The organism is Pseudobythopirellula maris (genome assembly GCF_007859945.1).
Classification (GTDB): Bacteria; Planctomycetota; Planctomycetia; order Pirellulales; family Lacipirellulaceae; genus Pseudobythopirellula; species Pseudobythopirellula maris.
The window spans coordinates 2,047,367-2,061,016 of record NZ_SJPQ01000001.1 but is presented as its reverse complement, the minus strand read 5'-3'; the positions used below and the strand labels follow the sequence as shown (position 1 = coordinate 2,061,016).

At 64.6% G+C, this 13,650-nt stretch carries 13 protein-coding genes; 3 read left to right on the top strand and 10 right to left on the bottom strand.

What is annotated here, in order from left to right; genetic code table 11:
- Positions 1–748: 748 nt before the first annotated feature.
- On the bottom strand, positions 749–1,288 hold the full coding sequence (locus Mal64_RS07670) for a GNAT family N-acetyltransferase (protein WP_146398635.1): 540 nt from the start codon (positions 1,286–1,288) through the stop codon (positions 749–751).
- Positions 1,289–1,665: 377 nt separating this feature from the next.
- On the bottom strand, positions 1,666–1,971 hold the full coding sequence (locus Mal64_RS07665; protein WP_146398633.1) for a winged helix-turn-helix transcriptional regulator: 306 nt from the start codon (positions 1,969–1,971) through the stop codon (positions 1,666–1,668).
- A gap of 184 nt (positions 1,972–2,155) precedes the next feature.
- On the opposite strand from Mal64_RS07665, the gene Mal64_RS07660 reads away from it, so the two are divergent.
- Positions 2,156–2,794 (top strand): FMN-dependent NADH-azoreductase, encoded by a 639-nt coding sequence (locus Mal64_RS07660; RefSeq protein ID WP_146398631.1) that lies wholly within the window; start codon positions 2,156–2,158, stop codon positions 2,792–2,794.
- A gap of 309 nt (positions 2,795–3,103) precedes the next feature.
- Here Mal64_RS07660 and Mal64_RS07655 read toward each other — a convergent pair whose 3' ends face one another.
- From Mal64_RS07655 to mobB, 7 genes are all read right to left on the bottom strand, one after another.
- Entirely contained in the window at positions 3,104–3,391 is a 288-nt protein-coding gene (locus Mal64_RS07655; protein ID WP_146398629.1) for a hypothetical protein, read from the bottom strand.
- A 116-nt stretch (positions 3,392–3,507) separates the two neighbouring features.
- Entirely contained in the window at positions 3,508–4,206 is a 699-nt protein-coding gene (locus Mal64_RS07650; protein ID WP_146398627.1) for an MOSC domain-containing protein, read from the bottom strand.
- Between the two features lie 192 nt (positions 4,207–4,398).
- Positions 4,399–5,154 (bottom strand): hypothetical protein, encoded by a 756-nt coding sequence (locus tag Mal64_RS07645; RefSeq protein WP_146398625.1) that lies wholly within the window; start codon positions 5,152–5,154, stop codon positions 4,399–4,401.
- Entirely contained in the window at positions 5,154–6,224 is a 1,071-nt protein-coding gene (locus Mal64_RS07640; RefSeq protein ID WP_146398623.1) for a nucleotidyltransferase domain-containing protein, read from the bottom strand. The genes Mal64_RS07645 and Mal64_RS07640 overlap by 1 nt, the downstream gene beginning before the upstream one ends.
- Positions 6,225–6,502: 278 nt before the next feature.
- Positions 6,503–8,278, bottom strand: a complete 1,776-nt coding sequence (ilvB, locus tag Mal64_RS07635; protein WP_146398621.1) for a biosynthetic-type acetolactate synthase large subunit — start codon at positions 8,276–8,278, stop codon at positions 6,503–6,505.
- A gap of 296 nt (positions 8,279–8,574) precedes the next feature.
- Positions 8,575–8,799 (bottom strand): hypothetical protein, encoded by a 225-nt coding sequence (locus Mal64_RS07630; RefSeq protein WP_146398619.1) that lies wholly within the window; start codon positions 8,797–8,799, stop codon positions 8,575–8,577.
- Between the two features lie 174 nt (positions 8,800–8,973).
- Positions 8,974–9,504, bottom strand: coding sequence for a molybdopterin-guanine dinucleotide biosynthesis protein B (gene mobB / locus Mal64_RS07625; protein WP_197525548.1), 531 nt, complete (start codon positions 9,502–9,504; stop codon positions 8,974–8,976).
- A 234-nt stretch (positions 9,505–9,738) separates the two neighbouring features.
- On the opposite strand from mobB, the gene Mal64_RS07620 reads away from it, so the two are divergent.
- Entirely contained in the window at positions 9,739–9,984 is a 246-nt protein-coding gene (locus Mal64_RS07620; protein ID WP_146398615.1) for a hypothetical protein, read from the top strand.
- Positions 9,985–10,130: 146 nt separating this feature from the next.
- Here Mal64_RS07620 and hemE read toward each other — a convergent pair whose 3' ends face one another.
- Positions 10,131–12,179 (bottom strand): uroporphyrinogen decarboxylase, encoded by a 2,049-nt coding sequence (gene hemE / locus Mal64_RS07615; RefSeq protein ID WP_197525547.1) that lies wholly within the window; start codon positions 12,177–12,179, stop codon positions 10,131–10,133.
- A 680-nt stretch (positions 12,180–12,859) separates the two neighbouring features.
- Here hemE and folK point away from each other — a divergent pair.
- On the top strand, positions 12,860–13,627 hold the full coding sequence (folK, locus tag Mal64_RS07610; RefSeq protein ID WP_146398613.1) for a 2-amino-4-hydroxy-6-hydroxymethyldihydropteridine diphosphokinase: 768 nt from the start codon (positions 12,860–12,862) through the stop codon (positions 13,625–13,627).
- Positions 13,628–13,650: the final 23 nt, after the last annotated feature.

Below are 13,650 nucleotides of genomic sequence, written 5' to 3'. Positions count from 1 at the left end.
GAACCCAGGGCTTCATCCGTCGCCACTGGTGATCCGTCAAGTCGGTTGGGTAGGGCTTCCTGCTCATACCGCGGAGGGTAGTGACTGCGGCGAATCACTCATATAGCAGTTATTGGACAACCTCTAAAAAGTCAGTGGCCTGATGATGATCCGGCCTTGAACCTGTTCCTCATCAATATCGCATTGATGGAAGGTGGAGGGGGGGTGTCTGTGTCAAGCTTCCACCGTTGCTGGTTCACGTTCCGCCAGAAGCAAAGTCAATAGCAACTAGTCAGGTCCCCTTAGGCGCTGGGGAGAGGGATCGCATTCTTAGAGTTAATGGTTTGGGTAGTAGGCGTCTACTGAACAGAGTGGTTGAGTCTTCGGAGGCAGGGGATCCTGTCATATTTGACCGGCTAGTTATGGAGTATTTGAAGCAGCATGCAGTTACAGATCTAAAAGCAGACTTACTTGAGTCTAGCGGAGGCGAGGATCTTTGCAGGTGACTAGGATCGATGCCGTCAGGCATAGTCCATACATTCGGTAAGTAGGCACCGCCCAGGTAATTCACCTAGCTCCGCTCCACTACGTCCCAAGTTGGTAGGTCAGGATGCTCCTGGCGCTGTGTCCACGAGGGCACGAGTGTGAAACGCACACCGGCGCACCCTCCTCGAAGATGATGAGCAGGACCGACCGCGCGGAAATGCCCCGCCAAGACCGCGAGTCTCGCAACGCGGAAGACCTGCCTACCGGGCCGCGCTCGCCGCTGCTACCAGAGCCGCGGGTCGCACAGCGGGGCGACGCAGCCGAGGTCGAGCGGCGTCTCGGGCGTTGGGCGATCTCGCAGTGCGAGGGCTTGCCAGCCGAAGGGGTATTGGAGCGGGTAGGGGGGCCGGTAGCGGTCGGCGGCGTCTGCCGTGAAGCCGAACCGGCCGTAGTAGTTGGGGTCGCCGTAGACCAGCAGCAGCGGGGCGCCCTCGGCCCGCAACCGTTCGACGCCCTCCTCGACCAGCCGCGAGCCGACGCCGCGTTTCTGCTGATCGGGCCACACGGCGAGCGGCGCCAGGAGGTAGCCGACGGCGTCTGGCTGGCCGGCCTCCGTGACAGGGCTCAGCGCGACGTGGCCAACGACGCCCGCCTCGCCGTTGTCGCCCTTCTGCTCGGCGACGAGCGAGAGCGTCTCGGGAGTCGTTGTCAGCAGACTGACCGCGAGTTCGGCGACCGTCTCACGCTCCGCCTCGGGGAAGGCGGCGAGGTAGAGGCGGCGGAGGGAGTCTTGGTCGTCGGGCGTGGCTGGGCGGATGAGCATTGTGATGGAATCTCGGAGAGGGGGGATCAAGCTGCGCCTGACGCTATCCCCATATGGCGACGAGTGTGTAAAGCATGTATTGGCGCGTCGGCATCGATGATGTTGAGTAGAACCGATTGCGCGGACGCGTCTTGCCATGACCGTGAGTCTTGCGACGCGGATGGCCGGCTGGCATCGCAGGGCCAACCTACTTGGGGACGATACCCCTACCCTTCGCACTCCAGAGTAAACCGAACCGGAGCCGCGCACGAAGTAAGCGGAGTGGTCTGCACGCCTCTCCGCTTACTTCGTGCGCGGCTCAGGTCTTTTCTGTGTAGGAGGTTTTCTATGCAGGTGGTATTTTCGGTGTGTGTGGGGGGCTTTCCGTGTGGTGTTTGCTAGGCGCGGGTTGCTTCTTTCTGCAGCCGTTCGACTTCTTCGACGATCTCCAGCAGCCGTGCGCCGAACGGGGTGAGGTGGTATTCGACCCGCGGCGGGGTTTCGGCGTAGCTCTGCTTCTCGACGACACGGAACTCCACCAAGCGGCGCAGCCGCTCCGAGAGCACCTTGGCGGTGAGCCCGTCGACGGCGCGCTCCAGTTGTCCCGGTCGGTTCACGCCCGCCTGGATGTGGCGCAGGATGCCGACCATGTAACGGCAGCCGAGGCATTTCTCGAAGACCTCGTTGACGTCCGGATCCGCCATCGCTCGTTCCTCACGCAAAGCCGCCACCCCCCCACAAATCTGTGCCCGCTGGAAGTGCGTGGGGGCGCGGCAAGAATGGACGCACCGGCACGGGCCGCTGTGGGTATGAAACTAACGCATCGGCGCCGCGGCGACGAGGCTTACCGGTCGGACGGGGCGTTCAATTCACGCGAGGAGCAAGAAGATGGCCAAGCTGCTGCACATCGACGCGAGCCCCCGGGGCGAGCGGTCGCACTCGAAGCGGCTGAGCGCGCGGTTCGTGGGCCACTGGCGGGACGCCCACCCGGGCGACTCCGTCACGTACCGAGACATCGGCCGCAACCCGATTCCGCACGTCACCGAGGACTGGATCGCCGGCGCGTTCACGCCGCCGGGCGAGCGGACCGAGGCGATGCGCTCAGCGCTCGCTCTGAGCGACGAGCTGGTGGCGGAGCTGCTGGAGGCCGACGTTATCGTGATGGGGGTCCCGTTGTACAACTTCGGGATGCCCAGCGGGCTGAAGGCGTACGTCGATCAGATTGTCCGCGTCGGCGTGACGTTCGGGTTCGACCCGCAGAACCGCACGGCGCCGTACGAGCCGTTGGTCCACGGCAAACGGATGTTCGTCGTCGTGGCCAGCGGCGACGGCGGCTACGGCCCCGGCGGCCCGAACGAGAAACACAATCACCTCGACCCGCACCTGCGGACCGTGTTCGGGTTCATCGGCGTGACGGACGTGACATTCGTGCGCGCCGAGAACGACGAGTTCGGCGGCACGGCGCTGGCCGACTCGCTGGCCGCGGCGCAGCGTGAGATCGGCGAGATCGTCGGGGCGTCGAAATAACGGGCCACCCAGGGTGTGCTGACGCAGACGATTCACGCGCGGGTGGGCCCGACAGCCGCGAGCGGACGGCGTGGTGAGCCTGCCTTACATTGCCGAGAGATTATCGGGGTGCGCAGCACCGGAGGCCACGAACGCATCCGGGCAGGGTCGCCTATTGCTTCGCCCCCCGACACTCACCCGGCCAAGCCGATGGGCTCACTGTGCGAGGAGGGGCGGGAGATTGTCGGGGCCACCCGCGGTCCGTACATCGGACCCTACTGGCTGAATGAGGGAAGTGATTAGCCCCGCTTCAAGAACCTGGGCTACCCGTTACCCACAAGTACTCTGCCAATATTCAAAGCAGATCTCGTGGAGATTTCTGTCAAACGTTTTGCCAGATTCGTCAATGACCGATACCAGCCCGTGATCAGCCAATGAAGAACCGCCATCAAGGATAACGAGTAATCCGTGATAGAGCCCACGAAGCTCGTCCTCAATAACACGGTTTTGTTCGGGATGCTTAGCATTATCCAGGCGTGAAGACAACCGGGTTTGAGTTGCTTTAAAGCAAGCTGCAAGTTCAGCTAAGAATGGTTCTTGCAATGGACTACTGTTCATCGGTCTTCTCGCATAGTGGCGGAAGATGGATAGGTGTGGCGCACTGAAGTGGAGCGAGAGCTATCCAACACTATTGACATTTTGCTCGCTAGCTCTCCGATCCGCGGGTGGGGGGGCTATTTGCCCTCGAGCCTTAGCGCGGGATCGGCCTCGATTTTCTTGGTCGCCCGTTGCGTGAGCGTTTCTTTCCACGACGCCGACAGCAGCGGGCAGCCGGCGAGGCGCAGGTCGTCGCTCGCGGAGCGGGGCTTGGCGTACATCACGGCGCTCGCCCAGGCGACGGTGAACTCGGGGAACGGGCGCTCGACGAGCCGCACCTCTTGGCCCGCCTCGATCAGGCCCTCTCGCGCCACGCGGTAGTACCAGCCGGTCCGCCCGGTCTGCTGCACGCGGACGGCCAGCTTGGCGAGGCCCCAGCGACGCGAGAGCTTCCAGCAAGGCTGACGCGGCTGCGAGACCTGCAGCCGGCAGTCGCCGATTTGCACCGTGTCGCCGACGCAGCAGTCGGCCTCGGCGAAGCCGGAGAAGGTGAGGTTCTCGCCGAAGCCGCCGGGGGCGAACGGGGCGTCGGGGAACTCGGTTTGCCAGTCGTCGTAATGGGCGGCGGCGTAGCCGAGGACCGACTTGTCGGGCCCGCCGTGGTGCTCGAGGTCGGCCTGCTCGTCGCCCGCGAGGCTCGTCGGGCCGACCATGACGCTCCCGGCGACCGGCGCCTTGTCGATCGCCGAGGTCCAAGGCTTGGCCGAGTGGTCCCCGTCGTCGTAGCGTCGGGGGCGACCGACCTGGATCGATTCGACTCGTCCGAGGATCGTCATGCCGGCTCATTCTCCCTACGAACAGTTCGTAGAGAGTACGCATACAAGATTGGACACGATTCAAGCGAGCGTGATTCGTAGTGAATTGCTGTCTCATTCATGGGGTGCGCAACACCGGAGGTCACGAACGCATCCGAACCGGGCCGCCTGTTGGGCTTCGCCCCCGACACTCACCCAGCCGAGCCGATGGGCTCACTGTGCGGGGGTGCGGGAGAGTGCCGGGGCCACCCGCGTCGTGGTTTTAAGCAGATCTGAGTTTGGTTCCAGGCAGCGTTCCGCCATCTTCAGTTCGGCGTCGATCGAATCAGAATCTATGACAGATTCTATTATTACGGGCACGTCTTCGGGAATTCTTCTTGCGAGGCGTTGGAAGGCGAGTGCGGCGGATGTGCTGATCGGTATATGATGGCACGTCCAGTCGACCTCGCTAAGGTGGATCTCGGCAAGGCGTGACTTAAAAATTGACAAGAGCTCGATCGCTACGCCCATCGTTGAGTCGACTTCTCGCGCATGCCCGATGTCAAAGCAGAACCTCGCATGAGGTAACTGATCAAAGCAGCCGAGCATCTCGTCCGCTGTACGGCAACAGCTTTTGCGAGAGTCCATGTTCTCTATCAGAACCAGGTCACCGAGAGTCTTCCAAGGTTCGAAATCAATGATCGTGTCAGGATGGACTACGATAGGTATGCCGAGTTCAGCAACGGGTTTTAGCTTTTCAGCGACATCAAAATCGCTCATGCCTTCGAAAGCGCTGGGGGCATGGAAAGACCGATACTTAAAGCGGGGGTTGTTAAGTAGGGGGAGTGATTCGATAGCCCCATCAAGTTCGTTTGCGCGCAGCGCAGACAACTCAATAGCGCTTACCCCCTCTCTGTCCTGCAGCTCGACGCCACGTTTGAAATCGCCATATGCGAGAGCACCGGTTGAGAATCCAATTCTTCGTTTCATCAGAATACTCCGTATTCTTTGGCTAATGCGGTCATCTTGGGGTGGGAGTCGAACAGCAGGGTTTCCAACGCTTGGCCGAATTCTTTGCCGGCTACGCGGAGTTGGCTGAACGTTTCGTCCATTTCGGCGTCTTCAAAGGGCACACCCTTAAGGTGCTCTCGTTGCGATGCATCATTGAGAGTCGACAAGAAGAGGTCGTAACTTCGCAGAGCTGCAGCTACCGGCTCTTTGGCGCCGAGGAGAATGGCCGAACGGCAGAGCGTGTCCAAGGCTGGCAAATCAATCAATCGTTTGAGCCCTTCTTGCAAGCGGCTTTCGGGCATGCCCTCGTAGTCAGCGGCGTTCAAGTCTTTCCAGGGCCACTCTTTTGGGAACAGCTCGCAGTCGAGGCACAGCAAAAGCCCCTTCATAAAGATCAGTTTTCGGGAGAAACGCAATTTGGCGTTTCGGAGCGCCCATTTCTTGTCTGCCTGAAGCCACTTCTTTGCTGCGTAGTCGACCGCCATTGTCCTCCAGAAACGAACAAAGTCGTTGAGCAAGAATCGCGGCGGCTTCAGACCATCGGCGGAGAAGGTCTCCACGCTGCTGCCATATCTGACGTATCGCTCTAGAAGTTTGGCGATAACTTTGTTTCGGGTTGTTGATCCCTCAATCGCAACCGATTCGAGCAGCAAGAGCAGGCGGCGCGTCATGTTGGCGTTTGTGTCTTCGAGGCCGCCAATGTTGTGCAGCAACTCGTGGCCGCTGGTGATGCCGCCAAATAAGCCAGAAGTTCCCGGTTCGATCAGATCTTCTTTGACAAGACGTTTTCGAACCTCAAGAGAAGTTTGATAGTGATCAAGTTCAGAAGGGCCATCGACGAGCAAGGTCCAGTCGAGGTCACTGCCTTCAGTGAATTCCGATCGGGCAAGTGACCCGAATACTAAGAAGCCAGTGGATTCCGCAAAGGTGAGACCGACCAAGTGAGAAGGAAGGTTGTTGATCTGCGTCTTCGATCGATCGCGGGCTTGGTCGATCGTAGGATAAGACTTGCCTAACCACTTGCACACCTCTTTGTAGTAGTCGCGCATGGCGGAAGGTGGCGGCACGTCGATGACCCAAAGGCGGACGGAGAGCTGACTACATCAGGATACCAGAGTTGGCAAAACGACGTTAGTCAGAATCGACTACCTTGCCTTGGCTCGATTACTTGTCGACTTGTCTTACCCAGTCACAGACGGTGGGCCGCAAAGTGCGTAATGAGACACGGCGCACAAGGAAATCTCAGGAGTATCCCCTGGATCGCCGACGAGCGTGGCTCGTCGGCTGTTGGAAAAGCCAATCCGCCTCCGGCGGACCCGCGGGCGGATCACTCCGTGATGATGTCCTTGACGGTCATGCCGCCGGGGATCATCGGCAGCACGTGCTCTTGGTACGGCACGACGACGTCGAGGATGTAGGGGCCGTCGTAGGCGATCATCTCTTGGATGGCGGCCTCGAGGTCTTCCTTCTTGTCGACGAAGGCGGCGCCGCAGCCGTAGCCCTTGGCGATCGCGACGAAGTCGGCGTAGCGGTTGGCCTGGTCGAGCTCGCCGATGCCGTCGCCCTCGCCCTTCCACTCCGGCTTGTCGATCGGGCCGAGGTAGGTGTGGGCGCGGTTGCCGGACATGAAGCGGTCTTCCCATTGGACGACCATGCCGAGGTGCTGGTTGTTGAGCAGCAGCACTTTTACGGGGAGCTTCTCGCACACCATCGTGCTGAGCTCCTGGATGTTCATCTGGAAGCTGCCGTCGCCGTCGATGTCGATCACCAGCCGGTCGGGGAAGGCGGCCTGCACGCCCATGGCGGCCGGCAAACCAAAACCCATCGTCCCCAGGCCGCTGGAGCTGAGCCAGGTGCGCGGCTTGTCGAACTTGTAGAACTGGGCGGCCCACATCTGGTGCTGGCCGACGCCGACGGTGATCACCGGGTCGAGCTTCGCGGTCTGTTCCCAGAGGGTCTTGATCGCGTGCTGCTGCGTGATGCCGGGGTACGACTCGTCGTACTTGAAGGGGTGCTCGGCCTTCCAGTCCTTGCACTTGGCGACCCAGTCGCCGATCTCGGGCGCCTCGACGATCTTGTTGAGCTCGGTGAGCGCGTGCTTGATGTCGCCGCGCACGGGGATGTGGGCCGGCTTGTTCTTGTTGAGCTCGGCGGCGTCGATGTCGATGTGGACGATCTTGCCGTGCTTGCAGAACGCGTCGACCTTGCCCGTGACGCGGTCGTCGAACCGCACGCCGAGGGCGATCAACAGGTCGGCCTCGTCGACCGCGTAGTTGGCGTACACGCTGCCGTGCATGCCGAGCATGTCGAGGCTCAGCTCGTCGGTGCCGGGATACGTGCCGAGGCCCATCACGGTGGTGGTGATCGGGATGCCGGTCTTCTCGACGAGCTCGCGGAGCTCGGCCGAGGCCTCGCCGATGATGATGCCGCCGCCGGCGTAGATGACCGGCTTCTTGGCGAGCTTGATCGCGGCGGCGACCTGCTTGATCTGCTCGGCCGGGGCGAGTGGGGGCGTGGGGTCGTAGCCCGGCAGGTTCAGGTCGCAGTCGTAGTCGGGCACGCACTTGCCGAGCTGCACGTCTTTGGGCATGTCGACCAGCACCGGGCCGGGGCGGCCGGTCGAGGCGATCAGGAACGCCTCCTTCATGACGCGGGCGACGTCGTTGACGTCGGTCACCAGGTAGTGGTGCTTCGTGATGCCGCGACAAACCTCGACCATCGGGGTCTCTTGGAAGGCGTCGGTGCCGATCACCTTGGTCGGGACCTGGCCGGTGATGCAGACGAGCGGGATGCTGTCGAGCTTGGCGTCGGCGATCGCGGTGACGAGGTTCGTGGCGCCGGGGCCGGAGGTGGCCATCACGACGCCGACCTTGCCGGTGGAGCGCGCGAGGCCTTGGGCGGCGAAGGCGCCCCCCTGCTCGTGGCGGGGCAGGATCGTGCGGAGCTTGTCGCCCACGCGCGTGAGGGCCTGGTGCAGCGGCATGCTGCAGCCGCCGGGGTAGGCGAAGATCGTCTCCACGCCGTGGTTCACCAGCGACTGCACGAGGATGTCGGCGCCGGAGGTGAGTTCGGACTTGGTCGCGGTCTTCGTTGCGGTGGCCATGGCGTGGGGAGGTGTCGGAACGGGGGTCTAGTGAGGGGGGCGTTGGGCGGCCGATCGGGCCGGGGGCTCGCAGGCGTACGCCGCGGAGCCGGGGGTCTTGTCGAGGACGACCGTCGAGCGGGCCCCGAAGTTCGCCGTTGTCGATCGCCCCACTGCATGGCGGGAGCGAAGGAGAACGCCGAATCTGGTCATGATAGGCGCCCTGGAGCGGCAGAACAAGGATTTTCAGCGGCCCAGGCCGCCGGGGAGGCAAAAACGCCTCGAAAACCCCTGCAGCCGCGGGGCTGGCGTCGGGGTCAATCCGACACTTTTTTCGGCAGCGTGAACGAATAAATCACCACCACCGCCCCGCCGGCGAGCAAGCTCCAGGGGGCCCAGTCGGGGGGGGTCAGGTCGCGGGCGGGCTGCACGACTTGGCCGCCGCTCATTTGCGGCTTGAGCACCGCCTTTTCAATCGCCAACGCCTCCGCCCCGAGCAGGCAGCAGTACACGCCGATTGCTAAGAAGAAGGATCGCCACATGAAAGATTGTCCGCCGCTGCGTGAGGGTCCTATCGGATCGGGGCCCGCGCTCCGCCGCGCCGGCCCCTGGGGGTCCATCCCTCAGTATCGAACGGTTCAGCCGCCGGGCTGCATGCAACGCAGTCGCCTGCGGGTCGGAGTGGTCGTGCGGGTCGTGTATCCACCCGGTAGCGGTCAGCCGCGAGTCCCGTCTTGGCGAGCAGCGGCAAGCAGCGACAGCAGCCGGTCGGCGAGGTCGTCGGCCGAGCGCGGCATCACCGGCAGGGGCGACGCGGCGAGAGGCGCGCCCAGCGGGTCGTCGCTGATGATGGCCAGGGTCGAGCGGTCGGCCGCGAACCGCGGCGCGCCGCCGGCCGCCTCGCGCCAGACCTCGACCTTGGGGGCGGTGGTCGCGCTGTCGCCCTCGACCAGCACCAGGTCGCAGCCGGCCATCCGCGGGGCGAACGCCGCGTAGCGGTCGGTTCGCTCGTCGTCGGCGGGGGGCCAGAAGACCGCGCTGAGCCCCGGCGAGAGGATCCCCACGACCGCCGCCCCCGCCTTGCGGTGGCGGTGCGAGTCTTTGCCCGGCGTGTCGAGCTCGTGGGCGTGGTGCGTGTGCTTGATCGTGCCGACACGCAGCCCCCGCGCAGCGAACAGCTCGACAAGCTCGCAAACGAGCGTCGTTTTTCCGTGGTTCTTCCCGCCGACGATGTGGAGGCGATTCATGGCGACGCTTGTCACGCCCATGGCGCGGGGGATGAGGAAGTCGGTGGTGGGCGTGCGCCGGCAATGCTAGCAGGAACGACGGATAAATATCTGAGAATACTCTCAACCCGCAGAACCGTTCTGTCCGATCCCAGGAGAAGACCAACCGTTCTCTCTTGCTGGCGGGGCAAGGGGAGAGGGTGGGCTCGGAGCGAGAAAATCAACAACGATCGCGCAGTCACAAGGAAGTGATGCATGGCCGCTAGCCGTTTGAAGATCTACCGCGGACCCGACGAGACGGATGTCGTCGTGACCCCGGACGCAACGACACGCACCCGAGAGATCACCCTGTCGGTCGACGCGGTGCTGCCGCTGCTGATGGACGCGGCGACCAACCACCGCACGTGGCTCGACGATTTCTGCGGCGACGAGATCACGATCTCGTCCGACCTGTACGAGGTGCTCCTGGCGTACCAGTACTTCCGCCGGCCCTCGGCGTGAGGCGGTGATCGCGCTGCCCCCAGCACCTTGCCGGGGGTCTATCTCAGCGGTCAGCTGTAGGGAACGCCCTCTGTGGCGCTCCGAACCCCGGCGGAAAAGCGAGTACCCAAGGCAGGAACGCCACAGAGGGCGTTCCCTACAGGCCGCTACTCGACCGGGTGGTTGTGCACGAAATCGACCAGCGCCCGGGCGTTCTCAGGCGGTGTTTGCGGCACGATGCCGTGGCCGAGATTGAACACGTGCCCCGGGCGGCCGGCGACGCTGGTGAGGATCTCGCCGGCGCGCCGCTCTAGAGTCGCCCGATCGGCGAGCAGCGTCGCGGGGTCGAGATTGCCCTGCACCGCTTTGCCGGCTCCGACACGCCGCCAGGCGTCGGCCAGCGGCACTCGCCAGTCGACGCCGACCACGTCGCCACCGGCGCGGGCGATCAGCGGCAGCAACTCGGGATTGCCGGCGCCGAAGTGGATCACTACGGCCCGCGGGTCGAGCCCCGCGATCAGTTCTTGCGTGTAGGGCAGCACGTAGCGCTCGTAGGCGGCGGGGTCTAGGCAACCGACCCAGCTGTCGAACAACTGCACCGCCTGGGCGCCGGCGGCGATCTGGGCGTTCAGGTACAGACGCACCGCGCGGGCCAGCCGTCGCATGATCTCGGCCCACGCGCCCTCGTCGCGGAGCATGAGCGTTTTGGTGTGCAGGTAGTTGCGGCTGCCACCCCCTTCGATGGCGTAGCTGGCGAGCGTGAACGGCGCGCCGGCGAAGCCGATAAGCGGCAGGCGTTCGGGCAGGTCGGCGCGGGTTTGGCGGACGGTTTCGACCACGTAATGCAGGGCGTCGACGCTCTCGAGGTCGACGAGGCGGTCGACGTCTTGCCCTTCGCGCAGCGGGTTGTGGATCACGGGCCCGTCGCCGGGGGCGAATTCGAGCTCCATGCCCATCGGCTCGAGGATCGGCAAGAGATCGCTGAAGATGATCGCCGCGTCGACCCCGAGAAAATCGACCGCCGTGCACATCACCTCGCTGCAGAGCTGCGGGTTCTTGCAGAGCTCGAGGAACCCGACCTTCTTGCGCACCGCGCGGTACTCGCTCATGTAGCGGCCCGCCTGCCGCATGAGCCACACCGGCGTGCGCTCGACGCTCTCGAGGCGGCAGGCCCGCAGGAAGTCGCTGTCGCCCCAAGGCTGCCCGGCCGTTGCGGCGCGGAGCACGCCGAGGCGGTCGGCGTCGGCGGCGCCGTGCGCGGGCGCTGGCTCGGCGGCGACGATCGCACGCAGCGCGCGCTTGCGGCGGATCAACTCGTGGGCGTGCTGCGCGGTCTCCATGACGAGCTTGCCCATCACGCCGCTCGTCGCCTCGAAGTCGACCTGCAGGCCGAGATCGCGCAGCCGCTCGGAGGTGGTCGGGCCGATCGATGCGGTGATCGCCCGCCGCAAGCCTTCGACCAGCTCGTCGCCAAAGCCGTCGCGCTCGGCGAGCATCAGCAGGTTGGTCACCTGGTTGGCCGAGGTGAAGAGCGCGACGTCCGTCTCGCCCGCGGCCAGCTGGCGGGCGTTCTTCAATAGCGGTTCCGTGTCGTCGGGCAACGCCCACTCGTACACGCGCACGCGCTCGACCCGCGCGCCGCGCGCCTCGAGGCCCGCCACGAGGCTCGGGTTCGTCACGCCGTACTCTTGCAGCCCGACCGTGAGGTTCGCCACCGGCAGCTCGCGGTCGAGGGTCGAGAGCACCTCACGCCAGGTGTTGGGCGCCGGCGCGCGCATCGAGGGCTTCAGGCCGAACTCGCGCATCGCGGCGACCGGCTTCGGGCCGCGAGCCAGTGTGGGGATGTCGGAGAGCGCGTCGAGCAGCTTGTCGCGGCCGACGTGGCGCTCGACACGCTCGACGAACATCCGCGTGCCGACGCCGGTGAGCAGGATCATCGCGTCGACCTGACCGGCGAGCAGGCGGTGGGCGAACTCGATCGCCGGCCGCGCGTCGTCGAGCGGCGACTCTTGCATCGACGGGCTCACCCTAGCGCGGCCGCCGTGCTTCTCGATCATCCGCTGCATCTCGTCGCGGCGGCGGCTCTCGAACGCCGCGACTGCGAGGCCATCGAAGCCGCCCGTCGCGCGTGGATTGCTCTGCGGATCGACGTCTTGCGTGGATCGTTGGTCCGCGGCGATCGGCGGGGCGTCGTCGGCGGGGGAGGGCGTGGGCATGTCCGTCAGGGCGGGTGGGGCGGGAGCGGCAAGTCGCTAACCGCATTCTATCGCAACGAACAGGAACCAGCAGTCCTTGACTTTTCGATTACTGCATTGCGCCGGCCTTGCGCATCGGAGCGATCCGCGACTCTCGATCCGCGGCGCCATCGTCTTCGCGCCGAAGAGCAGCGCGCGGCGCCAATCCGATTGCGGCGCGCGCGATTCGGTTTGCAATCGCACCCGAGAACACGCAGAACGATGCGTCTTTGTGAAAGCTGCTTGACTTTTAATTGAGACTCCGCAAAACTGCCGCCGTGCTTCAGAGGATGAAGCTTCGACCGCACGCTTAACGAGCGCCTTAAAGGGGTAATTTCTTGTCGGTGGTTTGGCGCCCGGCGTGCTAGCTGAAAAAGTTTCTGTCGACTCACCCTTGACCAGAATGGCTACGGCGCTTGCGCCGCGGCGCAAGCGCGTGGGTTTTTTAGCGCTCTGTTGCCGCACGGTGGCTGTGTTGCCGGTCAGCGAAAGGGCAGCTCGACAGTTTGATATCGGGGAGGCGCGACTGATGGATCGACCGTCGGCGGCGCTGCCGTGAATGAGGATGTCCCTCCCTGTTTTTTTCTTTCTCCTAAGGGTCGCTGGCCCTGGAACTCTGGGGCGTGGCGGTTGCCGCCTGACGTCCCGCACGGCGCCTCCCGATGACCGATTGCCTGGTTGCCCTCGGAGCCAACCTCGGCGACAGCGAGGCGACGCTTGACGGGGCGGTCCAAGCGTTGCAAGCGCTGGCTGGCGTCGAGCTTGTGGCGCTCAGCGCTTGGCGCGAGTACGCCGCTGTCGGGGGGCCTGCTGACCAGCCGCCGTTTCGCAACGGCGCTGCGAGGCTGCGGACCGATCTGCCGCCCGCGCGGTTGCTCGACGAGCTGCGCGCCATCGAAACAAGCTTCGAACGCCGCCGCGACGAGCGCTGGGCAGCTCGCACGCTCGACCTCGACCTCTTGCTGTGGGGCGAGACGGTCGCCCACGACGCGCGGCTGTGGCTCCCCCACCCGCGGATGACCTTCCGGCCGTTCGTCATGGAGGGGGCGGCCGAGGCCGGCGGCGACATGCCGCACCCCCCCACGGGCCGCACCGTGGCCGAGTTGCGCCGCACGCTCAGCAGCGGCGAGGATCGCGTCGCCGTGGCCGCCGATTCGTCGGCGGAAGCGCGTGAGCTGGTTGCCGCAATCGAAAAAATCGCTCCGCGTCTTGCCGTGGGCGCCGTTGGCGAAGATTCGCTAGCACGGCCCGGGTCCCCTCGGCATGTGCCCAAGCTGGTGGTCGACGGACGCAACGCCTTCGCCGCACGGGTCGCCGCGGCGCCGGCCCCAACGCTGGTGCTCGCCGCTTCGCCGGCCGGCGAACGCGGGGCGGAGCTGGCCGCCGCATTGCAATGCGTCTGGCCGGACCTAACAATCATGGGTCTGTGAGTCGGGCTCCGCGGCTGACCAAC

What these genes read in the sequence shown, in the direction of transcription:
- Mal64_RS07670 (WP_146398635.1), bottom strand. Translation starts at nt 1,288, where the DNA reads ATGCTCATCCGCCCAGCCACGCCCGACGACCAAGACTCCCTCCGCCGC.
- Mal64_RS07665 (WP_146398633.1), bottom strand. Translation starts at nt 1,971, where the DNA reads ATGGCGGATCCGGACGTCAACGAGGTCTTCGAGAAATGCCTCGGCTGC.
- Mal64_RS07660 (WP_146398631.1), top strand. Translation starts at nt 2,156, where the DNA reads ATGGCCAAGCTGCTGCACATCGACGCGAGCCCCCGGGGCGAGCGGTCG.
- Mal64_RS07655 (WP_146398629.1), bottom strand. Translation starts at nt 3,391, where the DNA reads ATGAACAGTAGTCCATTGCAAGAACCATTCTTAGCTGAACTTGCAGCT.
- Mal64_RS07650 (WP_146398627.1), bottom strand. Translation starts at nt 4,206, where the DNA reads ATGACGATCCTCGGACGAGTCGAATCGATCCAGGTCGGTCGCCCCCGA.
- Mal64_RS07645 (WP_146398625.1), bottom strand. Translation starts at nt 5,154, where the DNA reads ATGAAACGAAGAATTGGATTCTCAACCGGTGCTCTCGCATATGGCGAT.
- Mal64_RS07640 (WP_146398623.1), bottom strand. Translation starts at nt 6,224, where the DNA reads ATGCGCGACTACTACAAAGAGGTGTGCAAGTGGTTAGGCAAGTCTTAT.
- ilvB (WP_146398621.1), bottom strand. Translation starts at nt 8,278, where the DNA reads ATGGCCACCGCAACGAAGACCGCGACCAAGTCCGAACTCACCTCCGGC.
- Mal64_RS07630 (WP_146398619.1), bottom strand. Translation starts at nt 8,799, where the DNA reads ATGTGGCGATCCTTCTTCTTAGCAATCGGCGTGTACTGCTGCCTGCTC.
- mobB (WP_197525548.1), bottom strand. Translation starts at nt 9,504, where the DNA reads ATGAATCGCCTCCACATCGTCGGCGGGAAGAACCACGGAAAAACGACG.
- Mal64_RS07620 (WP_146398615.1), top strand. Translation starts at nt 9,739, where the DNA reads ATGGCCGCTAGCCGTTTGAAGATCTACCGCGGACCCGACGAGACGGAT.
- hemE (WP_197525547.1), bottom strand. Translation starts at nt 12,179, where the DNA reads ATGCCCACGCCCTCCCCCGCCGACGACGCCCCGCCGATCGCCGCGGAC.
- folK (WP_146398613.1), top strand. Translation starts at nt 12,860, where the DNA reads ATGACCGATTGCCTGGTTGCCCTCGGAGCCAACCTCGGCGACAGCGAG.